Origin of the sequence: Akkermansia sp. AE01SA01 (genome assembly GCF_036417395.1) — a bacterium.
GTDB lineage: Bacteria > Verrucomicrobiota > Verrucomicrobiia > Verrucomicrobiales > Akkermansiaceae > Akkermansia.
Genome location: NZ_CP143890.1, coordinates 2415677 through 2440853, shown reverse-complemented (window position 1 = coordinate 2440853; position 25177 = coordinate 2415677). Strand labels below are relative to the sequence as shown.

At 58.6% G+C, this 25177-nt stretch carries 18 protein-coding genes and 1 tRNA gene; 11 read left to right on the top strand and 8 right to left on the bottom strand.

What is annotated here, in order from left to right; all coding sequences use genetic code 11:
* Positions 1-233 precede the first annotated feature (233 nt).
* Entirely contained in the window at positions 234-1499 is a 1266-nt protein-coding gene (locus V3C19_RS09840; protein ID WP_343203838.1) for an MFS transporter, read from the top strand.
* A 405-nt stretch (positions 1500-1904) separates the two neighbouring features.
* Positions 1905-3629 carry a tetratricopeptide repeat protein gene (locus V3C19_RS09835; protein ID WP_161981395.1) on the top strand — a complete coding sequence of 575 codons (1725 nt, stop codon included), beginning with the start codon at positions 1905-1907 and terminating at the stop codon, positions 3627-3629.
* Positions 3630-3746: 117 nt separating this feature from the next.
* On the opposite strand, the gene V3C19_RS09830 is transcribed toward V3C19_RS09835, so the two are convergent.
* From V3C19_RS09830 to V3C19_RS09805, 6 genes are all read right to left on the bottom strand, one after another.
* Positions 3747-4700 (bottom strand): bifunctional helix-turn-helix transcriptional regulator/GNAT family N-acetyltransferase, encoded by a 954-nt coding sequence (locus tag V3C19_RS09830; RefSeq protein ID WP_295932550.1) that lies wholly within the window; start codon positions 4698-4700, stop codon positions 3747-3749.
* A gap of 309 nt (positions 4701-5009) precedes the next feature.
* Positions 5010-5084 (bottom strand) — tRNA-Arg (locus tag V3C19_RS09825).
* Positions 5085-5260: 176 nt separating this feature from the next.
* Positions 5261-6373, bottom strand: a complete 1113-nt coding sequence (locus tag V3C19_RS09820; protein ID WP_295932547.1) for an ABC transporter permease — start codon at positions 6371-6373, stop codon at positions 5261-5263.
* Positions 6374-6377: 4 nt separating this feature from the next.
* Positions 6378-7484, bottom strand: a complete 1107-nt coding sequence (locus tag V3C19_RS09815; RefSeq protein WP_130084478.1) for an ABC transporter permease — start codon at positions 7482-7484, stop codon at positions 6378-6380.
* Complete coding sequence (locus V3C19_RS09810) at positions 7481-9244, bottom strand: ATP-binding cassette domain-containing protein (protein WP_130084477.1); 1764 nt, start codon at positions 9242-9244, stop codon at positions 7481-7483. The genes V3C19_RS09815 and V3C19_RS09810 overlap by 4 nt, the downstream gene beginning before the upstream one ends.
* Entirely contained in the window at positions 9241-10281 is a 1041-nt protein-coding gene (locus V3C19_RS09805; RefSeq protein ID WP_204795061.1) for an efflux RND transporter periplasmic adaptor subunit, read from the bottom strand. The genes V3C19_RS09810 and V3C19_RS09805 overlap by 4 nt, the downstream gene beginning before the upstream one ends.
* 114 nt (positions 10282-10395) lie before the next feature.
* Here V3C19_RS09805 and alaS point away from each other — a divergent pair, with 114 nt between their 5' ends.
* From alaS to V3C19_RS09790, 3 genes are all read left to right on the top strand, one after another.
* The gene (gene alaS, locus V3C19_RS09800; protein WP_130084475.1) at positions 10396-13224 is read left to right on the top strand and encodes an alanine--tRNA ligase; all 2829 of its coding nucleotides are present in this window, start codon (positions 10396-10398) and stop codon (positions 13222-13224) included.
* 33 nt (positions 13225-13257) lie between these two features.
* Positions 13258-14088, top strand: a complete 831-nt coding sequence (gene pssA / locus V3C19_RS09795; protein WP_130084474.1) for a CDP-diacylglycerol--serine O-phosphatidyltransferase — start codon at positions 13258-13260, stop codon at positions 14086-14088.
* Positions 14089-14519: 431 nt separating this feature from the next.
* The gene (locus tag V3C19_RS09790) at positions 14520-14768 is read left to right on the top strand and encodes a hypothetical protein (protein ID WP_295932538.1); all 249 of its coding nucleotides are present in this window, start codon (positions 14520-14522) and stop codon (positions 14766-14768) included.
* Positions 14769-15512: 744 nt separating this feature from the next.
* Here the strand turns inward: V3C19_RS09790 and V3C19_RS09785 are convergent.
* The gene (locus V3C19_RS09785) at positions 15513-16028 is read right to left on the bottom strand and encodes a hypothetical protein (RefSeq protein WP_130084471.1); all 516 of its coding nucleotides are present in this window, start codon (positions 16026-16028) and stop codon (positions 15513-15515) included.
* Positions 16029-16092: 64 nt separating this feature from the next.
* Here V3C19_RS09785 and folP point away from each other — a divergent pair, with 64 nt between their 5' ends.
* The 6 genes from folP to V3C19_RS09755 all read left to right on the top strand — a co-directional run bounded on the left by folP (position 16093) and on the right by V3C19_RS09755 (position 23790).
* Positions 16093-16932 carry a dihydropteroate synthase gene (gene folP, locus V3C19_RS09780; RefSeq protein WP_295932536.1) on the top strand — a complete coding sequence of 280 codons (840 nt, stop codon included), beginning with the start codon at positions 16093-16095 and terminating at the stop codon, positions 16930-16932.
* Entirely contained in the window at positions 16868-19531 is a 2664-nt protein-coding gene (locus V3C19_RS09775; RefSeq protein WP_295932533.1) for a YfhO family protein, read from the top strand. Before folP ends, V3C19_RS09775 begins: the two co-directional genes overlap by 65 nt.
* 111 nt (positions 19532-19642) lie before the next feature.
* The gene (locus V3C19_RS09770; RefSeq protein ID WP_295932530.1) at positions 19643-20164 is read left to right on the top strand and encodes a MarR family transcriptional regulator; all 522 of its coding nucleotides are present in this window, start codon (positions 19643-19645) and stop codon (positions 20162-20164) included.
* Positions 20165-20256: 92 nt separating this feature from the next.
* Positions 20257-21207, top strand: a complete 951-nt coding sequence (locus V3C19_RS09765) for an NAD-dependent epimerase/dehydratase family protein (protein WP_295932527.1) — start codon at positions 20257-20259, stop codon at positions 21205-21207.
* A gap of 141 nt (positions 21208-21348) precedes the next feature.
* Entirely contained in the window at positions 21349-23121 is a 1773-nt protein-coding gene (ispG, locus tag V3C19_RS09760) for a (E)-4-hydroxy-3-methylbut-2-enyl-diphosphate synthase (protein ID WP_130084466.1), read from the top strand.
* Between the two features lie 18 nt (positions 23122-23139).
* The gene (locus V3C19_RS09755) at positions 23140-23790 is read left to right on the top strand and encodes an SDR family oxidoreductase (protein ID WP_130084465.1); all 651 of its coding nucleotides are present in this window, start codon (positions 23140-23142) and stop codon (positions 23788-23790) included.
* Here V3C19_RS09755 and V3C19_RS09750 read toward each other — a convergent pair.
* Positions 23787-25121 carry an alpha/beta hydrolase family protein gene (locus V3C19_RS09750; RefSeq protein WP_130084464.1) on the bottom strand — a complete coding sequence of 445 codons (1335 nt, stop codon included), beginning with the start codon at positions 25119-25121 and terminating at the stop codon, positions 23787-23789. The two genes, V3C19_RS09755 and V3C19_RS09750, sit on opposite strands and share 4 nt — an antisense overlap.
* Positions 25122-25177 lie beyond the last annotated feature (56 nt).

Genomic DNA, 25177 nt, shown 5'->3' with positions numbered 1-25177 from the left:
GTCCAATATCCTGAAGAAGCGGCTTTCATCCGCGTTTAAGGAGATGCGCGGATTCCTTTTTTCATGGAAGTCCCCCGTCTTCCGGCTTGAACCGGGGATGCCGGTAAACGGAGAAAGGAATTCAGGGAAAAGGAATAATTGGAGTTAGGCGTTTGTCCGGAATATGGTACATTGCGGACATGTCCAATCGGAAAAGGGGAGGCCTGGGGCGCCTGCTGCAAAAGGTCTTGAATATGGATGAGGCCGAGCTGCCTGCAGCGGCGGGAGGCATTCTGCTGTTTTTTCTGCTGTTCCTGGCGTATTCCATGCTGCGCCCGGTCCGGGAAATGATGGGCATTGCGGGCGGAGTCCGGAATTTGCAGTGGCTGTTTACGGCTACGTTTGCGGCATCTCTCCTGTTTCAGCTGTTGTTCGGGTGGATTGCCTGCCGCGTGCCGAGAAGGTCCATCCTTCCGTGGACGTACGGATTTTTTATTCTCAATCTGGGGATGTTTGCCGCACTCATGTTGGCGTGTCCGGACAGTGTCTGGACGGCACGGGTGTTTTACGTGTGGCTGTCCGTTTTCAATCTGCTGGCCGTATCCGTGGCATGGAGCGTGCTGGCGGATGTGATGAGAGGAGGACAGGTGAAACGCCTGTTCGCGCTGGTGGCCAGCGGCAGCAGCCTGGGAGCCGTGCTGGGGCCTGCCGTGACGGCGTCTCTGGCCGGAATAGTGGACAGCATATGGCTGTTTGCCCTGGCCGCCATTCTTCTGGGGCTGGCGGTTCTGGCGGGGATGTATCTGCACCGCTGGCGGGACGGGAATCCGGCCAGCGGAGGGGAAGCAGGCGCGCCTTTTCCGGAGGATTGCCGGGCGCGTCCCCTTGGCGGCAACCCGTTTACCGGGGCTTCCGCCGTGTTCCGTTCCCCCTTTCTGATGGGGATCGGGCTGTTCATCGTTCTTCTGGCCAGCACCAACACCTTCCTGTACTTTGAACTGATGCGGGCTGTGGCTTCCGCCTTTCCCGATCCTGTCCGGCAGACCCGGGTGTTCGGAATCATTGATGTCATTGTTCAGGGGAGTACCATGCTGCTGCAGGTGTTTTTTGCCGGGCGCATTGTCCGGAGGTTTGGACTATCCGCACTGCTGGTGGCGGTTCCGGTCCTCATTTCCCTGGGATTTGTCTGGATGGCTTTTTCTCCGGTCTTTGCCGTGGCAGCCGTCGTGATGGTAGCGCGGCGCATTGGAGAATACGGCCTGGTGCGGCCTGGACGCGAAATGCTGAATTCCGTGCTGTCTCCGGAGGAAAAGTACAAGGCCAAAAGCTTTATAGATACGGTGCTTTACCGCGGCGGGGACGCCGCGAGCGCATGGCTGAAACGTTCACTTGACGTTCTGGGCGGCCATTCCCCGCTTGCCATGCTGGGCGGGGCCGCTATTTCCGCCCTGTGGGCGGCCACCGGATTTTTCCTGGCCCGCAGGCACCGCGAGATGGCCGGAAGACAGGATGAAGGCTGAAAGATTGTTCCGGAGAAGGAAATGAAAAGGGAGGAAGGAAGACCGGCTCCCCGGACGGGGAGGAAAAATGTGGAAGATATGCTCTTGATCCCTCCTGTTTTTTGGGTTACTGATATATAACCTGTTCTTCACTGAATGATTATGTGTCTGTCCGGCATACGGCAGAAAGCCGCCTTCGGTTAAAAAAATCCGGTACTTCCTATGATGTCTGGTTGTTTCGATCTAGTTTATAAGCGTGCCTTCGCTCTGTCTTCCGGCATCCGGAAACTTCGGTTATTCCGGTTTGCCGTCAGGTTCGCGGGGGCATGGATGCTGCTCGTTCCTTCGGTGCCTGCTTCCGGGACGCTTATCTCCCTTCCTCCCGTTGAAGAGGGGAAGGGACCATCTTTCTTTCTTTTCCGCCGCATGGCGGATTCCGTCATGGCATCAGCCCGGCAGGGGAATGCCAGGGCACAGTTCCTGACCGGAGTTTGTTATTATACCGGGGAAGGGGTGGGGAAAGATCTGAAAGAAGCGTTTCAATGGTTTTCCCGTGCCGCGCAGCAGGGAGATCCGGAAAGCCAGTTTTATCTTGGGGTGATGCATGAATGCGGAGAAGGTGTGGAACAGGATGCAAAAAAGGCTTTTGAATGGTACCTGCTGGCAGCCGGGCAGGAATATGCGCCGGCCCAGCACAATGTGGGGAATTTTTATTATAAGGGAGTGGGGACGGAGAAGGATTTAAAGAAGGCGGTCAAATGGCTGACTCTGGCGGCTATGCGCGGAATACCCCAGTCGCAGAACCTGCTTGGTCTCTGTTGTACGGAAGGGCTGGGCATGGAACAGGATTTCAAGGAGGCTTCCAGGTGGTATACTTTGTCCGCCCAGCAGGGACTTGCCGATGCCCAGAACAATCTGGGGATTCTCTATGAGCGGGGGCTCGGGGTTCCTCAGGATTTCAAGGAAGCCTTCAAATGGTTCTCCGCCGCTGCCCGTCAGGGATATTTTGCTGCTCAAAATAATCTGGGAACCCTGTATGACCGGGGTCTCGGAGTCCGGCAGGATTGGAAGAAGGCGTTTGAATTATATTCCCTGGCTGCGGCGCAGGGGTATGGAATGGCCCAGAGCAACCTCGGAAAGATGTATGAGACGGGAAGAGGAGTTCGGCAGGATTTAAAAAAAGCATTCGATCTGTATTTGTCCGCCGCGCAGCAGGGAGAGGCCGACGGCCAAAACAACGTGGGAGTCATGTATGAGAGAGGAATGGGAATCCCGCAGAATTTGAAAGAAGCGTTCAAGTGGTTTTCCGCCGCCGCCCGGCAGGAAAACGCATGGGCGCAAAACAACCTCGGAGCCATGTATTATTACGGTCGTGGCGTTCCGCAGGATCCAAAGGAGGCGTTCCAATGGTTTTCTCTTTCCGCCGCGCAAGGCAATTCTTCCGCTCAGAAAAATCTGGGACTCCTGTATGAATATGGACAGGGTGCGGAAAAGGATCTGAAAGAGGCGTTCCAATGGTTTTCCCTGGCTGCCGTCCAGGGAGAGAATGATGCCCGGTACCGGTTGGGGCTTTTGTATGAGAATGGCAAGGGTGTTGATAAGGATGTAAAGGAAGCGTGCAAATGGTATGCCCTTGCGGCGGAACAGGGGCATCCCGCGGCTCAAAACAATCTGGGGACCATGTATGAGGCGGGAGACGGGGTGCAGAAGGATTTGAAGGAAGCGTGCAAATGGTACGCCCTTGCGGCGGAACAGGGATATGCCGCGGCTCAAGACAATCTCGGGACCATGTATGAAGGGGGGCAGGGAGTGGAGAAGGATTTGAAAGAGGCCTTCAAATGGTATCTGGCGTCCGCCCGGCAGGGAAATTCAAACGCCCAGTATCATTTGGCGCGGATGTACCTGAAAGGTGCAGGCGTGGAGCAGGATTACCGTGAAGCTGTGAAATGGTACGGGAAAGCGGCGGAACAGAACGTTCCGGCTGCCCAGTTTGGGCTGGGGCTGCTTTACCTGACAGGGAACGGAACTGAGCAGGATGAGGCAGAAGGCAGAAAATGGATTGCCAAGGCGGCGGAACAAGGCCTGGAGGAAGCCCGGGATATGCTCAAACTGCTTGATGACCTGTTTCCGAAACAGAACGGAGAAGATTGATTCCGGCCAGTACAGGCTCAAAACGGGCTGCTTCATTTCTGCCGAATCCCGGAGGAAGGGAGGAGATTCGCCAAGGGTACATGGATCACGGATAGCCGCAGAAGTTGCGGCAAATGGTCAGTCTATCACCAGTTCCATTTGAATATCGACCCTTTCGTAGGCCGGATGGCTTTTCGGAATTTCCTTGAACCCCAGTTTTCTGTAGAGCCGTATGGCCGGGCGCAGAAGCGTGTTGCTTTCCAGAAAGATTTTTTTGCATCCCAGTTCTTGTGCCTTGCCGATGACGGTCCGGCACAGCAATACACCGATTCCTTTTCCCCGCACTCCGGGACTGACTGCGAGCTTGGCCAGTTCATATTCATGCTCCGGATCGTCTTTTTTGCACAGAGCGCATACGCCGACAGGTTCATCCCTGTACAGGGCAATGAAAATGTGGCCTCCCTTGTCCAGAATGTATTCCTGCGGGTGGTCCAGCGCCTTGTGGTCGGGCTCTTCCATTTCCCAGTGGGCGGTGATCCATTCTTCATTGAGAGCCTTGAAAGCGGATTGGTAGCGGGGCTCATAGGGAATGATGGCGATGTCTTTTCCCTCCCTCTCCTTTTTGGCTTCTTTTACCCGTTCGAATAATGTTTTTTTCCACAGCAGGTCTTCCCATTCTTCAATGGCCCGCCACAGGTCGTTCCGGGCCTGCCGGGCGATTTGTTCCACGGCGGACTCAACGTCGGGATAGCATTCGGCCATGATTCCGGCCATTTTTTTTCCTTTGGAGGACAGCGTGACCATGTTTCTTCTTCCGTCCGATTTGTCCCTCGTTTCTTTCACCAGTCCCCTTGCTCCCATTTCTTTTACGATGTTGCTGACGGACGGATGCGAATGCCCTATTTCCCTGGCGATTGCGGTGATGGTCTTCGCCTCGCCGCGGGACAGCACAAAAAAGACGGGAAACCACTTCGGGCGGATGTCCACGCCGTACATGCCGTAGATCAGTTCGGCGTCATTTGTTATCTTGTCCGTCAACATGCGCAGTCTGCTTCCAATGGCCATTTTGCCCGTCTGGTTGAAAAAATCCATATCGTTTTTGTGTTATTAAAAACGTAATTAGTTACGAAATCAACTACGTATTATCTCATAGATGTCAAAGATTTTTTTACCCATTTTGCGAAACTTCGTTCATTTTGTCCGTGTTTCCAGGATGACCGCTCCGGTATTTGTTTCCCATAGTATCTGGCGTACGAATTTTTCTCCGATTGGGCCGGGGCCGGAAGGACGTGCCGCCCTTTTTAAGGCACGGCTATTCCTGATTATTGAGGAATAATAGGGGAAAGAGAATGAAAGACCCTTGCAAAACACTTCTTTTGCAAGGGTCTGGAATTGAAAATCTGGTAGGCCCGGTAGGAATCGAACCTACATCGTCGGTACCGGAAACCGATGTCCTATCCATTGAACGACGAGCCCATGTTCCAATCGGAACGAGAGAGATAGAATATAAAAAACGGACCGGATGCAAGTGTTTTTATGCGGGTGACGAAATTGGAGGGGAAGGTGGGGCGGAAGGCAAAGGGCTGAACAGCGGAGTTGTCCGGCCTAGGGGCGCATTCAGGGATGGGCGGCAGGAATAGCCTGGGTTCCCGTCAGGAGATTTTGTGATGGAAGGAGAAGATGGCAGCGAATACGGATACCGCCGTTACGATCAGAATGGCCCCGAAGAGCGGCCAGAGGTCCAGGAATCCGGCCCCTTCCAGGAAGATGCGCTGGATGAGTTCCAGGCCGTACCGCATGGGGTTGAGCAGGGTAAGGTCCTGGAAGATGTCCGGCATGCTGGAGATGGGGGTGGCGAAGCCGGAGAGCATGACCATGGGCACCAGGAGCAGGAAGGTTCCCACAATGGCCTGCTGGAGGGATTGGGCGAAGGAGGAGATGCACAGCCCTATGGCCGTCGCGGTGATGATGAAGAGCAGAATGGCCGTGGCAAGGAGCCAGATGGAGCCCTGGAAGGGGATGCGGAACCAGAACATGGCCACCAGCACCACGAAGACGGCCTGCATGGAGCCGGTGATGACCGTGGCGATGCCTTTGCCCAGCAGGATTTCCCCCGGGTTGTACGGGGCTACCAGGAGCTGGTCAAAGGTGCCTTCCTCCCGTTCCCGGGCGATGGAGAGCGCCCCGGAGAGGATGGAGTTGATCAGGGCCAGGACGGCGATGAGGCCGGGCACGATGAACCAGCGCGTAATGAGATTAGGGTTGAACCAGGAGCGGGTTTCTATTTCCACCGGGGAGGCGCCGCCGTTTCTGGCGGTCAGGTCCGCGCCGAAGGCGGAGGCGATTTGCTGGGCGTAGCCGAGGGCGATGGCTGCCGTGTTTGCGTTGCGCCCGTCCGCAATGAGCTGGAGGGAGGCAGGGCGGCCCGTCTGGAGGTTGCGGGAGAAGTCCGGCGGAATGGTGAGCCCTATGACGATTTCCCGGTTGTCGATCATGCGGTCTATGTCCTTTTCCGTGGATGCCGCGGCCTGCCGCCGGAAGATGCCTGTGCCTTCCAGGTCCGCAATGTACTGGGCGGCCGATTCCCCGCCGTCCTTGTCCAGCACGGCGTAGGGCACGCGCGTGACGTTCATGGTAGCCGCGTATCCGAAGATGCAGATCTGGATGATGGGCGGGATGATGAGGGCCATGCGGCTTTTTTTGTCCCTGAGCACGGCCAGCAGTTCCTTTTTGACGAGGGAGGTTATTCTGACGAAGAAGTCCATGACGTTATTCCAGGGATTTGGGAGCTTTCAAACGGGCGATGCCCATGAGGACGACGGCAAAGACGCCCAGTGTGATGCAGCACGGGATGATGACGGAGGGGATGTCCCCGGCCAGGAAGAGGGTCTGGAGCAGGGTGACGTAATAGCGCGCCGGGATCATGTAGGTGAGGGCGCGCACGGCGGGCGGCATGTTCAGAATGTCGTACAGGAAGCCGGAGAGCATGAGGGCCGGCATGAAGGTGCCCATGATGGCGAACTGGCAGGCCAGGAACTGGTTTTTCGTGGCCGTGGAGATGACGAGCCCCAACCCCAGGGCCACAATGAGGAACAGGGCGGAGACCGCCAGCAGCAGGGTGAGGGAGCCGCGGATGGGGATGCCGAAGACAAAGGCGGCGAAGACCATGGAGATGGCCAGGCTGACCATGCCCAGCAGGAAGTTGGTAGCCGCCTTGGCAGTGAGGATTTCCCCGCTGCCCACGGGGGTGACGAAGAGGCTTTCCAGTGTGCCCCGTTCATATTCCCGCGCCATGACCAGGGAAGTGAGGAGCGCCCCGATCATGGTCATAATGGTGACGATGACGCCGGGAACCAGGTAGTAGTGGCTGTCGTTGGCTTCATTGAAGCGGGTGCGCGTCTGCACGTCCAGCACGGGGGCGGACTGTCCGTGCAGGGAGGCCCCCCAGGAACCCACAACGGCCTGAAGGTAGTTGCGGATGAGGGTGGCCTGGTTGGCGTTGACCCCGTTGACGACGATCTGGACTTTGGTGACGCCGCCGTTGAGGGTGTCCGGGGCGTTGCTTTGCAGGGCGATGAAGGCATCCACTTCATGGGTGCGCAGCAGTTCTTCCGCCTCGCGGGTGGAGAAGACGCGCCGGGTCTGGAAGTATTTGGAGAGGGTGAGGCGCGTTTCCAGATTGGTGGATTCGCTGGAGGCCGGAACGGCCAGGTACGCGATGCGCACGTTTTTGATGTCCATGCTCATGCCGTAGCCGAAGAGGAGCAGAAGCACGGCGGGAAGGATGACGGCGATTCCCACGTTGCCGGGGTCTCTGACTACCTGGTGCAGTTCCTTGACGATGAGGGCGCCGATGCGTTTGAGAGAGGAGATCATGGGTTTTCCCCTCCTTTCTTCATGTATTTTTCCGTGATAGCCAGGAAGGCATCTTCCAGGGAGGCGGGCGCGCCATCCTCCCGGGGCGGGGCGTGTTTGCGTATTTCATCCGGGGAGCCTTCCGCCAGCGTGGTGCCGTCCATCATGATGAGCATGTTGTCGCAGAATTCCGCTTCTCCCAGGAAGTGCGTGGTGATGATGATGGTGACTCCTTTTTCCGCCAGCGAGTTGATGCGCAGCCAGAAGTCGCGCCGTGCCAGCGGGTCCGCGCCGGAGGTGGGCTCGTCCAGAAAGAGGATGTCCGGGGAGTGGAGCAGCCCGCACGCCATGCTGAGGCGCTGCTTGTAGCCGCCGGGCAGGTGGGCGGCGGGGGCGTTCATGTAGGGGGTGAGGCGGAATTCCTTTTCCATGGCCTGGATGGCCTCCTTTCTTTCCTTCCCGGCCATGCCGTAAGCCCCGGCGAAGAATTCCAGGTTCTGCCGCGTGGTGAGCATGCCGTACATGGAGAATTTCTGGGCTACGTACCCTACTTTCCGCCGTGCCCGGGCGGCGGCTGTCCGCAAATCAGCACCCGCTACGTTGAGCGTGCCGCTAGTGGCAGGCAGCAGCCCGCAGAGCATGCGGAAGGTGGTGCTTTTCCCGGCACCATTCGGACCCAGCAGTCCGAAGACCTGCCCTTTCCGGACGGAGAAGCTGACGTGGTTGACGGCGGTGAAGCTACCGAATTGGCGCACGAGGTCCGTGACCCGGATGACGACGTCCCCTTCCGCCGCCTGTTCCGGGAGCGGCTTGCCTTCCGGAACGGGAATGTCGCCGGACGCCGGGTCCGTTTGTTCCGCCAGCAGGGTCATGAAGCCGTCGGAGAAATCCGGACGGCCCGGCTGGGGATGGTATTCCTCCAGTTTTTGCCGCGTGGGGTGGTCCGGCGGCAGGATGATGCGGACTGTTCCGCCCTGGGGCGTGGCGTTGATGATGCCGGGCATGGTGGCCAGCCTGCTCTGGAACTGGCGGGTGTTGATTTTTTCCGGGGTCTGCACCGTGACGCACATGCCTTCCGCGCGCGCGATGACGTCCGCGGGCGGCGCGTCCACGAGCAGCCGCCCCTGATACATGATGAGGGTTCTGTTGCAGTAGGCGGATTCATCCATGTACGAGGTGCTGACGAGCACCCCCACGCCTTCCTCATGGGAGAATTGCCGGAGGATGTTCCACAGTTCCCGGCGGGAGAGTGGGTCCACGCCCACCGTAGGTTCGTCCAGCAGGATGAGGGACGGGGAGGAGATCAGCGAGCAGCACAGCCCCAGCTTCTGCTTCATGCCGCCGGAGAGTTTGCCTGCCAGGCGTCCGGTGAAGCGTTCCAGGCTGGTCATGGAGAGGAGGTCGCGGAAGCGTTTTTCCCGGTCCTGGCCGGAGACGCCGTGCATGCGGGCGTAAAGCTCCATGTTTTCCCGGACGGTGAGGTCCTCGTACAGGCCGAATTTCTGCGGCATGTAACCGATGGAGGATTGAATGGCACGGCTTTTTTTCACGGAGTCCAGATTCAGGACGGAGATGGAGCCTTCATGCGGTTTCATCAGCCCCGTGATCAGGCGGATGAGGGTGGTTTTTCCCGCGCCGTCCGGCCCCAGCAGCCCCACGATTTCCCCGGAAGACAGGCGGAAGGAGATTCCGGCCACCGCCGCAAAGGGGACGCCTGCCGGGTCCGGGAACATTTTGCGCACGTTCCGGCAGTCGATCAGAAGACGGGAGTTTGCGTTCATGGCCTGGACTGTTCCGGAGAGGGCCGGCCGTTTTCCTGGTCCAGGGGGATAGTGACTGTGGCCGGGGCGCCCAGGCGCAGCCGGTTGTCCGGGTCGTCCACGATGATGCGCACTTCATAGACCAGGGCTGTTCTGAGGTCCGGCGTTTCCACGTTCTTGGGCGTGAATTCCGCAACGGAGGAAATGAAGCCCACCGTTCCCTTGAAGTCCGTGCCGGGAAAGCTGTCGTTATGCACGGTGGCGGAGAAACCGGGCCTGACTTTTCCAAGCTGGGTTTCCGTGAGGTATGCCCTTACCCATTTGGTGTGGTTCAGGGAGAGGTTGTAAACGGGTTTCTGGGGTGAGGCCATGTCCCCTTTTTCCAGGATGCGGTTGCGCACTACGGCGTCACTCGGAGCGTAGAGAATGGCGTCTTTCAGATTTTGCTCCCTGATGGTGAGATTGGCCCTGGCCTGGTTGTACTGGGCGAGTGCCTGGGCTATGTCTTCCGCGCGGGAGCCGGCCAGGAGCAGTTCCAGCTGTTTTTGCGCTACGTCCAGATTGGCGGCGGCCACCCGCTGGGAGGCTACGGCGTCGTCCGCTTCCTGCCGGGAGATGGATTTGGTTTCAGCCAGCGCCACGAGCCTTTTGCTGCGCAGGGCGGCATTGTTCAGCGTGGCCTGGGCGGATTCCACATTCGCCCGTGCCTGGGCTATTTCTTCCCGGCGGGGGCCGTTTTTCACCCGCAGGTAGTTCTGGCGGGCGGCTTCCGCCGTCTGGCGCGCTTCATCTACGGCCTGCTGCAGGCGGACCGTTTCCAGCGTGGCGAGTTTCTGTCCGGCGGTGACGGTGTCTCCTTCGTCCACCAGCACGGAGTCGATCCTCTCGGAGATCAGGAAAGCCAGATCCACCTGCCTGAGGTCCACGTTGCCGTAGAGCACGGCTTCCTGCTCGGGGCCGGCGGGAGCTTCCCGGTAAATGAACCAGGCCGCCGCGCCTGCGGCACACAGCAGGATCAGGATGATCACCAGCTTTTTCATGTCTATGTTTATACGCATGTATAATATTTCTTTGCAAACAAAAACGCAGTCATCATGACGGAGAAGGAATTAGCGGTTTACTAAGGGGGGGAGAACGGGCATAATCCGGCGACTTTTACTTTTCCAATCGATATGATGACCGCCACCGAGATCCGCCAAAGCTTTCTGGAATTTTTCCGCGAGAAACAGCACACGGTCGTGCCTTCTGCCTCTTTGATGCCCCAAAGCCCCGGCCTGTTGTTCACAAATGCCGGCATGAACCAGTTTGTTCCCTATTTCCTGGGCGTGTGGACGCCGCCGTGGAAGCCCGCCCGCGCCACGGACACCCAGAAGTGCATCCGCGCCGGAGGCAAGCACAATGACCTGGAGGATGTGGGCTATGATTCCTACCACCACACGTTTTTCGAGATGCTGGGCAACTGGTCCTTCGGCGATTATTTCAAGAAGGAAGCCATTCACTGGGCCTGGGAGCTGGTCGTGGAACGCTGGGGGTTTCCGGCGGAACGGCTGTACGCCACGGTGTACGCGCCGGACAAGAGCAAGGGGGATCCCGGGGAGTTTGACCAGGAGGCCTGGAATTACTGGGCGGAACTGTTCCGTTCCCGCGGGCTGGACCCGGAGGTTCACATTGTGCACGGCAACGTGAAGGACAATTTCTGGATGATGGGAGAGACCGGTCCCTGCGGCCCCTGCTCCGAATTGCACGTGGATCTGACCCCGAACGGCGATACGCAGGGCAGGCTGGTGAACAAGGATTCCGATTTGTGCATTGAGATTTGGAATCTGGTGTTCATCCAGTACAATGCGGAGAGCGACGGTTCCATGCGCAACCTGCCGGCCTGCCATGTGGATACGGGCATGGGCTTCGAACGCGCCTGCTCCATCATGCAATGCACGGACGGGTTCAAGGATTTTTCCCGCAAGCCTTCCAATTACGCCACGGATGTGTTCCGCCCGCTGTTTGACAGGCTGGAAGCCTTGAGCGGCCGGGAGTACTCGGACGTTTATCCCGCCCCCGGCTCCAAGCTGGTGGCCGCCGGGGACGACGTTCTCCAGGAGGCGATCGCCTTCCGTGTGATTGCCGACCACGTGCGTACTTTGAGTTTTTCCATTGCGGACGGAATTTTGCCGGGCAACAACGGCCGCAATTACGTGTTGCGCCGCATTTTGCGCCGTGCCGTGCGCTATGGTCGCCGCCTGGGGTTCACCCAGCCGTTCCTGGCAGAACTGGTGGATACGCTGGTGGCCTCCTTCGGCCAGGTGTTCCCGGAACTGGTTTCCCGTGCTGATACGGTGAAGGAGGTACTGACCCGTGAAGAAGCCAGCTTCAATGAAACGCTGGACCGCGGCCTGGAATTGTTTGACGCGGAAACCGCTTCCGCCGGGAAGGTGACCGGCGAGTTTGCCTTCAAGCTTTACGATACCTACGGATTCCCGGTGGACCTGACCGCCCTGCTTGCGGAGGAACGCGGGCTGGACATCGACATGGAACGCTTCAACCGTCTGATGGAGGAACAGCGCGACCGGGCCCGCGCGGCGCGGAAGAGCGAAGTGGTGCGCGCCCTGGATTTGAAGACGGACGCCGTAACGGATTTCACGGGCTACGATGTGGACGAGTGCGCCGCTACCGTGCTGGAAGTGAGCCGCCAGGGGGACTCCCTGTTTATTATTACGGACAAGACGCCGTTTTACGCGGAGATGGGCGGCCAGGTGTCCGATGCCGGACTGATCGAGATCGGCGGGGACAGCTACCACGTGGCGGCCGTCCAGCAGATCGGCGGAGCGCGCGCCCATGTGGTGGAGTACCAGGAAGGGCTGAACGTGAAGCCCGGGGACCGCGTGCATTTGAGCATTGACGCGGAACGCCGCCGCCGGGTGGAGGCCCACCATACCGCCACCCACCTCCTGCACTGCGCCCTGCACCAGGAGGTGAGCCCGGACGCGGCCCAGCAGGGGTCCTTCGTCTCGGAAGACCGCCTGCGCTTTGATTTCAACAGCGGAGCCGTCACGCCGGACCAGCTGCGGAAGATTGAAGAGAAGGTAAACGGCTGGATTGACGCCGGACTGCCGGTGTATTGCACGGAACGCGCCTATGCGGAGGTGAAGGGGAATTCCGCCATCGCCCAGTTTTTTGGGGACAAGTACGGAGATTTGGTGCGCGTCGTCCAGGTGGGCGGCTGCGAGAACGCGCTGGATGGCGTCTCCATGGAGTTCTGCGGGGGCACCCACATCGCGAACACGAAGGATATCGGCCTGTTCAAGATTAAAAGCGAAGGAGCCATCGCCTCCGGAGTGCGCCGCATTGAGGCCATGACGGGGGATGCCGCCCTGGAGATGATCCGCCAGCACGTCGTCGCCAAGAGCCTGGAGATCGCCAAAGCGGTGGAAAAGATCAAGGAAGTGAATTATGCCCTGGAGGACATGGGGCTGGAGCAGGTTCCGGTTCCCACCATTGAGGGCAAGCCCGGCCTGTCCGCCATCGGAGCTTCCGACATTCGCACGGTGAACGAGTCTCTGGAACGGTTTGACGCCAGCGTGGAACATTTCAAGCAGACGGCCCTGGATGCGGAGAAGAAGCTGAAGAAGGCCCGCGCCGGACAGTCCGCCGCCAGGGCCGACGCCCTACTGAACGAATGGCTTTCCGGTGGTTCCGCTTCCCTGATTCAGGTGGCGGAAGGGTCGGGGGAGCTTCTTCAGGAACTGCTCAACGGCTTGAAAAAGCGCCAATATGCGGGGGCGGCCTTTCTGCTGTGCGTAGACAGTTCTTCCTTGCTCCTGGGGGCGTATTGTGGCAAAGATGCCATTGCAGACGGCTTGTCCGCCGGGGATTTGGTCCGCGAGGTGTCGTCCCTTGGCGGCGGCAAAGGCGGCGGCCGGGCCGATCAGGCCCGAGGCTCCGCCCCGCAGGATGCGGACCCCCAGACGCTGGCCGCTGCGGCGCGCAAGATTATCAACGGGTAAGCCCCGAAGGGCAGCTCCAGTAAAAAGCCGATCATGGACAAGAAGATTTTTCCGGATGAACCCGAAATTCCCATTTTGCCGAACCTGTTCACGGCAGGGAACCTGGTGTGCGGATTTTTCGCCATTCTGACGATTTTTGAAGGGATCAACCAGGCGGACAGCGATGCCGTGGCGGCCTTTGCCTGTTATCAGAACGCCACGTTCCTGATTTTTGCGGCTTGTTTGTTCGATTTGTTTGACGGCCGGATTGCGCGTATGCGCGGGCAGGACGGCCCGTTTGGAAGGGAGTTCGATTCTCTGGCGGACATTGTTTCTTTCGGCATCGCTCCGGCGCTTCTGGTGGCCAAGGCGGTATTGTTCCAGCTTTCTCCGCCGGAAGTGGGCTGGGGCATCGGCATTTTGTACCTGCTGTGCGCCGCCCTGCGTCTGGCGCGCTTCAACTGCATGGCGTCGGCTCCCCGCAAGGAAGGCCAGAGCAGCGATTTCGTGGGACTTCCCGTTCCGATGGCGGCCGGGGCTGTGGTTTCCACCATGTACCTGGTGATGTACCTGGCTGGCAGGGCGCCGGATGGGGCCATGGACCTGGGCGTGTTCAAGTACGTGATCGCCCTGGCGATGGCAGGCGTTTCCGTGCTGATGATGAGCCGGGTGGTTTATCCCAGTTTCAAGCACATCAACATGCGTACGCGGGGTACGATGTACGCGATCGTGCTCATTGTGCTGACGGTCATCTGCATTTTCAAATTCCCGTGGGTGATGCCCGCGGTCATTTTCTCCATTTACCTGCTTTATGGGCTGGTGCGCCCCTGGGTGGCCCGCCGCTGGCGGAACAAGCTGGAAGCCAGCGACGGGGAGGAGGAGTAACAGAATTTTTCCAGCAAACGGAGGACCTTGCCCTGGCCATGCCGCCACAGGAACTGTGGATATTCCTTGCCCGATGCCGGGTCTCTTGTTCCAACTTTGTCCTGAACGCCATGTATCGTTACTCCATATCCCGGGAAGATTTCCACGCATGCGTCAATCATCTTCTTGACCGCCGAGCGCGAAAGGCTTTTTATGCGGTGCACCTCAAGAGAGGCATTTTCCAAGTAATAGCTTTACTGATTATTTTTTATGTTTGCTGGTATCTTCAAGCAAATTATGCGGAATCAGGATGGGTTAAAGCTTGGTTTCCTGCAGGTAATGTAATGGTTTTTTACTATATTTTTATAGTTTTGATTTTTTTAAATTATATACGTCTCTAGAAAAATCTCAGCTGGAAGCATCAGCGACATGATGCAAGAATACAATCGAGCATGAAAAATGCTCTCGAAAAAATTAGCAAAGACAAAGAATGGGACGAACCTGATTTGATGGAATACGACCCGGATAAAAAAGAAATAAAATTTCTTAATAAGACTCCTAAGAAGTATTCATTGCCTCCAGATTGGGAACAGTCATTGAATCACGTTCAGGATAATCTTTACTATGGGTTTGGTATGGACGGGTCAAAACAAATTATTATTCCATTCAAATCTACTGGAAATGATAAATCGTCTTTTTAATCTTAAATCATAGATCCTTTGATTTTAATTATGTACCGTTATTCCATTTCTCAAGCATAAGCACGTGCAGGCCTTTTATTTTCATTCTATGGTTTGTTGCTCTCCTGTTGCTCCGGTATGTGCAAGTTCATTATCGATAGTCAGGATGGATGCAAACGTGGCCGTTTTCTGGAGATGCAGTAGATTTCTTTTACGTGTTTTCTGCTTTGTGTGTTATTTTCAGAGGAAAAAATTTGATAAGCTTAATTGACTTTACATCTTTTAAACAGATAAATATCGGAAACGTTTAACCTTGCCTCTTGAGAAGATGGAAAAAGGTAAGGACTGGGAAAATCCGGATTGGATGGAATATGATGAAGAGAACCGAGAGATAAGGTTTCTCAATAAGCAGCCCGGGACGTATTCAATTCCGCTCCGCTGGGAAGATTCTCTTACTAAGGTGAGAGACGATTTGTTCTGCGGTTTTGGTACGAATCAATCGGGAAAGCCTATTCTTATTCCTTGGAAAGGACAACACACAAATTGAAAGCGATTCTGCGGCTTGGGCTGGAGCCAGGGCTCTCTAAGCTTTGGTTGCAGTTGTATAAGCACGCTTCCTGATCCTGGACCTGATCACGAATATCATATATTCGTTACTTCATCGTTGGAAATGAATTCCAGTAAGCGGCATGTCAAGCCGTGCAAGTTGTGCGATTTCATCCCTCCCGTTGGGAACGATATGCTGGATTTGAGGAGTTCCGGCACTTATCGGTTCTTCTTTTTGAAGTCGTCCGCAAAGGGGTCCCTTTCCGGAGCGGAAGGCCCGTTGTGGATTTCAAGGTTCTTGTTTTTGACCAGCGTGATGCATATGGGCTTGCTCCGGTTTCCCTGGGCGTCATACCTGTACAGGAAGCGGCGGACGAGTTCCTTGGTCTTGGAGTCGAACATGCGTTCTTCCACCAGCTCGGCGTATTGGTTGTAGCCGTAGCTCACATGGAACAGTTCATTTTTCTTGCCGTCATAAATCAGGCAGGACGTAAGCTGTCCGAATTTGCCGCGGGAATAGTAGGTGACGGAGACAAGGACGTTGTTGACGTTGTAAGTGCGCTTCCGCATTCCCTGGCCGTTGGAAGTTCTTTCAAAATAGCTGCGCGAACCGTCCTCATGCTTGACCAGGCGGGAGGAAGAGGGTTCCCGTATCTTGAATTCGTCCTGTCCGGCCTGGAGGGCGGAAGCCGCCAGGGCCAGCGGGACGATGAAAAGCAAGGGCGATGTTTTCATGATGAAAAAAGTGTTTCTGACTTATTAAAGTGATGTATAGTGCCTTTGACAAGAACGTAATTAAATGAATTGGTTCGTAAGGCGACATGAGTTGAACGTAGAACGCGGCGGCGTGCTGATGGGGATTGTGAATGTTACTCCGGATTCCTTTTCCGACGGAGGCCGTTTTTATGCGCTGGAAGAGGCCCTTGGCCATGCGGAGGAGCTGGAACGGCAGGGTGCCGTTATTCTGGACATAGGGGGCGAGTCCACACGTCCGGGAGCGGCGGAGGTTTCCGCGGATGAGGAGGTGGCCCGCGTGCTGCCCGTGGTGCGGGAACTCCGGAAGCGGTCGGAGGCCGTGATTTCCGTGGATACACGCCATGCCGCCGTGGCCGCCGCGGTGCTGGAGGCGGGGGCGGACGTGATCAATGATATTTCCGGCTTGTCGGACCCCGGCATGGCGGAACTGTGTGCGGAAGCGCGCTGCGGTGTAGTGGTGATGCATATGCAAGGGCGCCCGGAGACGATGCAGGACGCGCCCGCATACGGGGATGTTCTGGAGGAGGTGCGCCGCTATTTTGAGGAACGGTATGATTTTCTGCTGGGAAAGGGGCTTTTGCCGGAACAGGTCTGCTGGGACCCCGGCATCGGTTTCGGCAAGACGCTGGACCATAACCTGACTCTTCTTTCCAATATGGACCAGCTGCATGTGGCGGGGCGTCCGGTGCTGCTGGGCCTTTCCCGCAAGCGCATGCTGGGCGCCATCCTGGGCGGAACGGATTCGGGACGGGAGCCGCTGAGTACTGCGGTGATGACGGTATGGGGGCATTTGCACGGCGCCCAAATCCACCGCGTTCATGATGTGGAAGAGAGCGCCCGCGCGCTGCGGCTGGTCCAGGCCGCCGAACCGTTTGTACGCTGAACATTCCATGGTTTCCGCCTCTTCACGTCCGGTATTGACGTCGCTGGCGTCCGCAGGGTTTGCCCTTCTGGCTGCGTGCCTGTTTCTGGCCCTCAGGGGCGTCTGGCCGTTCGGCAGCCATTGTCTGGAGTACATGGACAACGGGCAGATGGTGTACCCGTCCCTGAAGTATTATGCCTCCGCTCTGATGTCCGGAGTGTGTGACGGCTCTTTTTTTTATGATATCAATGCGGGGTGCGGCATCCGGGTGAGCCCCTCCCTGCCTCATCAGCTTTTGGTCCCCTCCTCCTGGATTGCCGTGGCGATGGGGGATTCCTTCCTGCTGAGGGACATGGTCTGGGTGATGCTGGCGGACGTGGTCTGCATTTGCCTGACGGCTTCCTGGTTCCTGAGGCGCATGTTTCCATCCCTGTCCGTGGGGTGGACCGTGCTTTTGACCGCCGGGTACGCCCTGGGGGGATTTTTCCAGACCAAGTACGGCTTCATGCAGTTTCTGGACCATGCCGCCATGTTTCCGCTGTTTGCGCTGGGGCTGTACCGGCTGGTGAACGGCGGCCGGGGGTGGCTGTATGCCGTGGGGCTGTTCCTGCTGGCTACCTCCCTGTACAGCGCTTTCATGGCCGTGGTGGTCGGGTGGCTGTTTGCGTGGGCCTATACGCTGCCGTTGAAGGGAACGGAAGACCGGCGCATGATTCTGGGCCGCGTTTTCTGGTACACGGCGGCGGTGACGCTGGTTACCAGTTATTACTGGCTGCCGATGATGGAGATGAGCCGGGATTCCATGAGGTCCCTGTTCATGACGGCTCCCTTGTTTTCCGAGCTGCTGTGGCCGTTTGATCCTCCCAAGTTCCTGGAACGCCTGTATTCCTGCCTGCCGGGGATGGCCCCGGCCGCCCTGGCAGTCCTGTTCCTGGTGCGGAGACGGAGGGAGTCCGCGCCTCCGGACAGGTGCGTGCGCCTGTTTGTCCTGCTCCTGGCGGCTTCCATTCTTCCGGCGTTCGTGGAACCTTTCCACCGCGCCGCCCATTTGTGGAGCTACGTGGATTTTCCCGTGCGGTTCGGCTTTGTTCCCGGACTGGTCGTGACGGCGTTTTGCGCCTGGATGTTGACGGGAGATCGGCTGCCCGTGCCGCAGGGCCGGAGATTCGGATGGCCGCTTTGTCTGGGATTGCCCGCCGCGGCGTTTGCCGTTTCCGCGGTTGTTCTGCACGTGGCGGAGATGGATGTTGCCGTCCGCCTGCTTCCGCTGCTGTTTTTCCTGTGCGCCTGGTTGATCTGGAAGCATGCGGAAGGCAGGAGGCTGATGGGCGGCATTGCCGCCGTGCTGCTGCTGGGGCTGCCCGTGGGGGCTGCCGCTTTCTGGAAGAAGGGGGATGAGGAAAAGGCTGCCGTGCAGTGCCTGAATGCGGAGTGGCTGGCGCGGCAGATGCATGGGTATCAGGGGCTTTTGCGCGTGAAGGACCGGGACAGGGTGATGGTGGACAATTCCGCCTGCCTGGGGAACATTCCCTCCATCAGCAATTTCCGGCACACGACGAGCATTGCCCATTTCCGTTTTCTGAAGAACCTGGGATACCGGGACGAGTTTACGCGCACTTATGGACAGGGGGGAACCCTGTTTTCCGATCTTTTGCTGGGGCACGGATTCGTGCTGGCGTCCTGCCCCGTGGAAGGCATGGAAGATGTCCTGTCCCGCGACGGCATGTATTTGTACCGCCTGCCGGGCGCGCAATGGGGGCGGGTGGTGCCTGAAAGCGCCCTGGGGCTGGAGCTTGACGACAAGGCTTCCGTTTTCGAGAATCTCAATGTATTGTACGCGCGGCTGTTCCCTTCCGGCAAGAGTCCGCTGTACGTTCCTGCGGAGGCGCGGACGGAAGTATGCGGGAATGCCTACAGCATGAGGATTCCGGAGCGGGACGGGGACGTGTACGGCTTTCCCCTGACGGATACGGATGAATTGAAGGTGGACGGGCGGGAGGTCCCCGTGATGGCGGAAGCGCAGAAGAAGCCCGGCTGGAAAGGGAGGACTTACAACGGAACTCTGGAATTGAAATCCGCCGTAACCGGCGGGGAAACCCTGGTAACCGGGGTGATGCGGCGGCTGGTGGAGTGCCCCATGATCGTGGCCGCCGCACAGCAGGGGGAATGGGATTTGCCCGCATTTCCGGAAGGTTCCGCCCCCCGCAGGATGGAGGAACGGGGGAGAGGCGGCCACGTGGAGGTGGACCTTGCCGCCGGGGCAAGGGAGGCCCTGATGATTCCGGTGGTATATGACAGGGGATGGAGCGCCGTCCGCAACGGGGTTTCCGTGCCTGTGGAGAAGGTTGGGGAGTTGATGGCGGTGCGTTTGGAACCTGGACGGAACCGGGTGGTGTTTGATTATTTTCCCCCTCTGCTGAAGGAAACGTTGGCGGTGTCCGCTGTGGCGGCCCTGTTCCTTTTGCTGTATGCCGGGTGGGCGCGTCGGCATCCGGAAGCGCCGTTGAGAAGGGCCGTGCTGGCTTGCGGTTACCGCCTGTTCCTGTTTTGCTGCGCCTGTCTGCTGCTGGCCGTGTATGCCGGGTCCGTTGTTGTGTTTGCCGTGCAGTGCCTGTTGTAACAGGGAGTGCGTGCGGCAGTTTACGGGGGCTTTTTTCACCGGAAGCGGGATGAAAATGAGAAAGAGATTTTTTTGTCTTGCGTATTTTCTGAAATTACAGAAAATAGAGTCATGGTTTTGGACGACGTGCAGAAAGCTTTTGTGGAGCAATGGGGGGAGATGGGCGCCAGATGGGGCGTCAGCCGGTCCGTGGCGGCGGTTCATGCGTTTTTGTATTTGAGCGAGGAGGCCCTGAGCGCCGATGATTTATGCGAGGCTTTGTCCATGGCGCGTTCCAATGTTTCCACGGCGCTGAAAGAACTGGAGGGGTGGGAGCTGGTGTTCCGGGAAAGCAGGATGGGGGACAGGAAGTCCTATTACCGCGTGCAGGCCGATGTGTGGGAGATGGCCAGAGCCATCATGAAGGAGCGTAAGAGGAGGGAGGCCGAGGGCGCCTTGAGAACGGTCGGCGAATGTCTGGAAAAAGCCCGGAAAGTGCGGAACGAGTTTCAGGAAGACAGACTGGAGGCCATGCAGGAGATATTGCAATTGGGCTGTTCTTTTGCGGACAAGGCCGCTTCATGCCCGCCTTCCCTGATTAAGAAAGCGCTGAAGATGGGAGGAAAGGTTCTGGATTGGGTAGCCAGGAAGTAAAGGAAGAGCCGCCCGGAGATATGGTTGAAGAAAGAGTGAAAGGCATGATGGTGTTCTGAAATTTCTGTAATTATGGAAAATAGAGAAATAAAATGAAAACGAATGTGTGTGAATGTCCGGACAAGGTTGCCGTGACCGGCGTCCTGGGGTACAGCGGGCGTTATATGGCCCGGAAGCTTGCGAACCGGGGCGTGGGGGTTGTCGGGCTGACCAATTCCTTGGGGAAGCCCAATCCGGATGGATGGCAGCTGTCTCCCCTGTGCTGGAATGATCCCGTCGCCTTGGCGGAGAGCATGAGGGGATGCCGCGCCCTGATCAATACGTACTGGGTGCGGTTCAATTCCCGGTGGTTTTCTCATGCGGAGGCTGTGGAGCATACAAGAGTGTTGTTCGAGGCCGCCGCCAAGGCCGGAGTGGAAAGGATCGTGCATATCAGCATCACCCATCCCGACAGGGACAGCAGCCTGAGCTATTTCCGAGGGAAGGCGGAGTTGGAACGCATGCTGGAAAGTCAGGATATTCCGTATTCCGTCTTGCGTCCGGCCGTCTTGTTCGGCGAACGGCCGGGGGAAGATATCCTGATTAATAATATGGCCTGGGTTCTGAGGAATTTTCCGGTAGTGGGCATTCCGGGGAATGGGGAGTACCGTCTTCAACCGATCCACGTGGAGGATCTGGCGGCTCTGGCCGTCCGGGAGGCGATGGCGGAAGACGGGGAAAACAGGGTTATTGAGGCGGTAGGGCCGGAGGCCTATACGTTCCGCGGCCTGTTTGCCATGCTGGGGGAAGCGATAGGCGTCAAAAGGCCGGTTATGTCCGTTCCCCCGTGGAGCGCCCTTGCCGCCGCCAGGGTGATGGGGGCGTTCCATCGCGATGTGATGCTGACAAGGGACGAGATACGCGGATTGATGGAGGACAGGCTGTGTGTTGAAGGAGCCGTTCCGGCCGGTTTTTCCCGGCTTTCCTCATGGGCCCGGAAACATGCTCAGGAGTTGGGAAGGGCGTATGCCTGTGAAATGGCCAGGAGGAGAGTTGAACGGTAGCTTTTCCGGAAAACGGGGCGTGCCGCTCCGGGCGGGACAGGCGCAGGACGCCGCGGTGTCCTGCCCTGCCGCGTGACGTGAAAAGGCTTTGCGCTTTTGAAGGATGGTTGACAGCGGAGCGTGGCCGGGTAGAGTGGCGTTATGCAGTCTTCCTATTGTCCGAGTCCCTATCGATACACGCGCCGCGTGACCCGCGAAGTCATGGTGGGCAATGTGGGTGTTGGCGGCGCCAATCCCATCCGCGTCCAGTCCATGTTGACGTCCGACACGCGGGATACGGATGCCTGCGTGAAGGAGGCCCTGGAGCTGGCCGCCGCCGGCTGCGAGATTATCCGGCTGACCGCCCAGACGAAGGCGTATGCGGCCAATCTGGAGAATATTTCCCGCGAATTGCGCGCGGCAGGCTGCCATGTGCCGCTGGTAGCGGATATTCATTTCAAGCCGGACGCCGCGATGGAGGCCGCCAAATGGGTAGAGAAGATCCGCATTAATCCCGGCAATTTCATCGACAAGAAGAAGTTCGAGGTGCGCGAGTACACGGATGCCGAGTACCAGGAGGAACTGGACCGCGTGCGGGAGGAGTTTACGCCCCTGGTGCTGTTCTGCAAGGAACATGGCCGCGCCATGCGCATCGGTTCCAACCACGGTTCCCTGTCCGACCGCATTTTGAACCGTTTTGGCGATACGCCGGAGGGAATGGTGGAGAGCGCCATTGAGTTTGCGCAGATTGCCCGCGACCTGGATTACCATTCCCTGGTGTTTTCCATGAAGGCGTCCAGCGTGAAGGTGATGATCGCCGCGTACCGCCTGCTGGTGGAGCGCATGAACGCGCTGGGTCCGGACTGGAATTATCCCATCCATCTGGGGGTGACCGAGGCGGGGGGCGGGGAAGACGGCCGCATCAAGAGTGCGGTGGGCATCGGGTCCCTGCTGATGGACGGCATTGGCGATACCCTGCGCGTGTCCCTGACGGAAGATGCCGTGCGCGAGGTGCCCGTGGCCTACCGGCTTTCCAATCCGTTCCAGCCGTCCGAAAGGCCGGACGATCCCCCCTCCGCGTTTCCGGAACCGGAGTTGTGCTATGATCCCCTGAAGTTTTCCAAGCGGCAGGGCGGCCTGGCCATGTGCTACGGCGTTCGCCTGGGCTGGGAACAGCCCGTGCGCGTGGTGGTTCCCGATGCCGGTTTTTACGCCCTGCAGGATGAGCGCGGCGCCATGGGCGACATGATGCCGGAGCTGGCCCTGGGCCAGTTGGACGCCATTGAAGTTGACCCCCGCAGCGATGCCGACCTGGAGCCGCTGAAAGAGTTGGCGGAGCCGTCCATCGTGACCGTGAAGAACGGGCTGGACATGGAGCCGGTGCACGCGTTCCGCCTGCTGGCTTCCCGCATTGAGGACAGGCATTTGATTTTGCTGAAGGATACGCTGGCGCCCGGTTCCGTTTCCGGAGAAGACGTGCCGCTGGTGGCCGCCCGGAATGCGGGCTCCCTGCTGTGCGACGGGATTGGGGACGCTTTGCTGGTGCAGGGAGAGTCCGATCCGCGGCTGGCTTCCTTCCTGGCCTTTAATATCCTGCAGGCCACCGGGATGCGGTTGACGCGCGCGGATTACGTTTCCTGCCCGTCCTGCGGGCGCACCCTGTACAATATTCAGGAGGCGACGGACCGCATCCGCAAGGCCACGGAACATTTGAAGGGGGTGAGGATTGCCGTGATGGGGTGCATCGTGAACGGGCCGGGAGAGATGGCGGACGCCGACTTCGGGTATGTGGGGGGGGCTCCGAACAAGATTAACCTGTATGTGAAGCATACCCCCGTCAAGTTCAATATTCCCGAGGAAGAGGCGGTGGAGAGGCTGGTGGACCTGATCAAGGAGTACGGACGCTGGGTGGAGCCGAAACGGGAGAGTTTTTAATACGGAAGACCGCACGGCATGGGAAGGGTGTTTATCAGCGGCGGAAAAGGGGGACTGGCCCGCGCCGTGGCGGCGCATTTTTCCGCCGCCGGATGGGCAGTGGACGCCCCCTCCCGTGCGGAGCTGGACGTGGGGGACTGTTCCGCCGTGGAAGAGTGGTTTGCGGGGCGGCCTGCGTATGATCTGGCGGTGTGCGCCGCCGGAGTGACGAAGGACCGCCCTTTTTTGAAACAGACGGAGGATGAATGGGACGCCGTGATGGGCGTGAATGCCAGGGGGGCCGCCTGGTGCGCCCGCTGCGCTGCGGCCGGCATGCTGCGGGAGGGCAGAGAGGGGCAGGTCGTGATGATCGGTTCCTATGCCGCGTACAGGCCCGCGCCGTCACAGGCGGCGTATGCCGCTTCCAAGTCAGCTCTGGAAGGCCTTGTCAAGAGTCTGGCCCGGGAGTGGGGGAAGAAGGGAATCCGTGTGAATCTGGTTTTGCCGGGGTTCATGCTTACGGATATGACGGAGGGATTGCGCGGAAGCGTGAAGGAGGCGGCTTTGTCCCGGCACGTTTTGGGCAGGTTCAATACGCCGGAGCAGACGGCGGCGTTTCTTCTGTTTCTGCAGGAGGCGCTGACGGCCGCCTCCGGGCAGGTTTTTGATCTGGACAGCCGGATTCTTTAGGGGGTGGCCGGGGATTCCGAGGCTACCGCCGGTTGTTGTGAATCTGCGGGGCGTTCAGCGGTTTGTTCCGCGTTCAGGAGGCTTTTGATCCACGGGATGACGGCGTCTTTTTTGAAGAAGTGGTTGCGCGGATCGACGTTGGCCAGGCGGAAGAATTCGGTTCTGTCCAGTCCGGAGGGGAGGCGTTCCCCCTGCCAGCGTTTGGCGGGGTCCGCAAAGCGCGGCTGGTGCAGGAAGCGGAAGGCGTCTTCCCTGCCCGCCATGCGGTAGGCCTGCGCGATAAGACCGAAGTCCCGGTCCAGCCCCCCTTCCGTACAGATGACGGGGCGCGGAGCCAGGGAGGCGACGATGTCCGGGAAGTCGAATTGCTGCCAGAAGCCGGGTATCAGGTGGCGGATGGAGTTGGGCGCAGGGCGGGAGCCGTTGGCGGACGGTTTGGTCATGGTTTGCGCCCGTTCCAGCGTACGGCACAGAAAGTCGTTGTACACGAAGGCATAGATGTCCGGGTTAAGGACTCCCAGAACCATCATGGGTTCCGTGCCCAGGGAGAAGCCGCTGAGGATGATATGGCTTTTTTGTATGAAGGGGAGTTTTTTTACCCAGTCCAGAATGCATTGGTCCGTGTAGGATGTGTAGCCCAGCCAGCTCCAGTCCATTTCCAGCAGGAGGCGCGCCAGGTTGTCGTAGTCGTGGGAGGCGCGTCCGGCCGCATGTTCCGCGTCTCCCTGTTCTCCGGCGCCCGCGTTGTCCACCACGACGGCCACCCAGCCTTCCCGGACATAGTGCCAGGCCATGGCGTTGGGACTTGGCCGGGGAAGGGGGGAGTTTTCCAGTTCCGCGGATGTTTCCGCCGCCAATTCCTCCTTGGTCTGGTCCGACCCGGGAATGCAGAAGAGGACGGGTGCCGGGCGCTGCGGTGTGGCGGAGTCCGGTACGAGTACCAGAAACGGTACGGCGGCGTTCGGGAAAGGATAGCTTTCCCATTTTTCCACCCTGTATCCCTGCCGTGAAACGGTTTTGACGAGCCTGGGGGGCTGTATTTCCTGCGAGGCCGGGAATTTCATCAGCTTTTTCATGGCCTGGCGCACCTGTTCCCGCCATGAAGGGAAGTTTTCAGGGGGCATGCCGGGCTGAAAGGCGCATGCCGGGCGCACTTGTTCCAGCATGGTTTGGACAATGCCGCGGGAGGAGGTATGGCGACGGTCCGCGCGCGGCGATTGGAGGACAGCCCATTCGGAAGGCTGGAAGGCCGTTGGGGAGGGAGAGGCGGCCCATGCCGGCAGGCAGCAGGCGAGAAGAAGGGTGCTGCGGAAGAGTGTTTGCAAGGGCATGGAGGAGAGTTTGCCACGGTTTTTCCGGTTTTTCAAGAAGGCTGGACTGGTCTGTT

Excerpts from the sequence above, each read along its gene's own strand:
- V3C19_RS09785 (WP_130084471.1), bottom strand. The coding sequence starts at position 16,028 with ATGAAAACATCGCCCTTGCTTTTCATCGTCCCGCTGGCCCTGGCGGCT.
- V3C19_RS09755 (WP_130084465.1), top strand. The coding sequence starts at position 23,140 with ATGGGAAGGGTGTTTATCAGCGGCGGAAAAGGGGGACTGGCCCGCGCC.
- V3C19_RS09840 (WP_343203838.1), top strand. The coding sequence starts at position 234 with ATGGATGAGGCCGAGCTGCCTGCAGCGGCGGGAGGCATTCTGCTGTTT.
- V3C19_RS09810 (WP_130084477.1), bottom strand. The coding sequence starts at position 9,244 with ATGAACGCAAACTCCCGTCTTCTGATCGACTGCCGGAACGTGCGCAAA.
- V3C19_RS09820 (WP_295932547.1), bottom strand. The coding sequence starts at position 6,373 with ATGGACTTCTTCGTCAGAATAACCTCCCTCGTCAAAAAGGAACTGCTG.
- V3C19_RS09835 (WP_161981395.1), top strand. The coding sequence starts at position 1,905 with ATGGCGGATTCCGTCATGGCATCAGCCCGGCAGGGGAATGCCAGGGCA.
- folP (WP_295932536.1), top strand. The coding sequence starts at position 16,093 with ATGAATTGGTTCGTAAGGCGACATGAGTTGAACGTAGAACGCGGCGGC.
- alaS (WP_130084475.1), top strand. The coding sequence starts at position 10,396 with ATGATGACCGCCACCGAGATCCGCCAAAGCTTTCTGGAATTTTTCCGC.
- V3C19_RS09830 (WP_295932550.1), bottom strand. The coding sequence starts at position 4,700 with ATGGATTTTTTCAACCAGACGGGCAAAATGGCCATTGGAAGCAGACTG.
- V3C19_RS09805 (WP_204795061.1), bottom strand. The coding sequence starts at position 10,281 with ATGCGTATAAACATAGACATGAAAAAGCTGGTGATCATCCTGATCCTG.
- V3C19_RS09770 (WP_295932530.1), top strand. The coding sequence starts at position 19,643 with ATGGTTTTGGACGACGTGCAGAAAGCTTTTGTGGAGCAATGGGGGGAG.
- pssA (WP_130084474.1), top strand. The coding sequence starts at position 13,258 with ATGGACAAGAAGATTTTTCCGGATGAACCCGAAATTCCCATTTTGCCG.
- V3C19_RS09790 (WP_295932538.1), top strand. The coding sequence starts at position 14,520 with ATGAAAAATGCTCTCGAAAAAATTAGCAAAGACAAAGAATGGGACGAA.
- V3C19_RS09815 (WP_130084478.1), bottom strand. The coding sequence starts at position 7,484 with ATGATCTCCTCTCTCAAACGCATCGGCGCCCTCATCGTCAAGGAACTG.
- V3C19_RS09765 (WP_295932527.1), top strand. The coding sequence starts at position 20,257 with ATGAAAACGAATGTGTGTGAATGTCCGGACAAGGTTGCCGTGACCGGC.
- V3C19_RS09775 (WP_295932533.1), top strand. The coding sequence starts at position 16,868 with ATGATGTGGAAGAGAGCGCCCGCGCGCTGCGGCTGGTCCAGGCCGCCG.
- ispG (WP_130084466.1), top strand. The coding sequence starts at position 21,349 with ATGCAGTCTTCCTATTGTCCGAGTCCCTATCGATACACGCGCCGCGTG.
- V3C19_RS09750 (WP_130084464.1), bottom strand. The coding sequence starts at position 25,121 with ATGCCCTTGCAAACACTCTTCCGCAGCACCCTTCTTCTCGCCTGCTGC.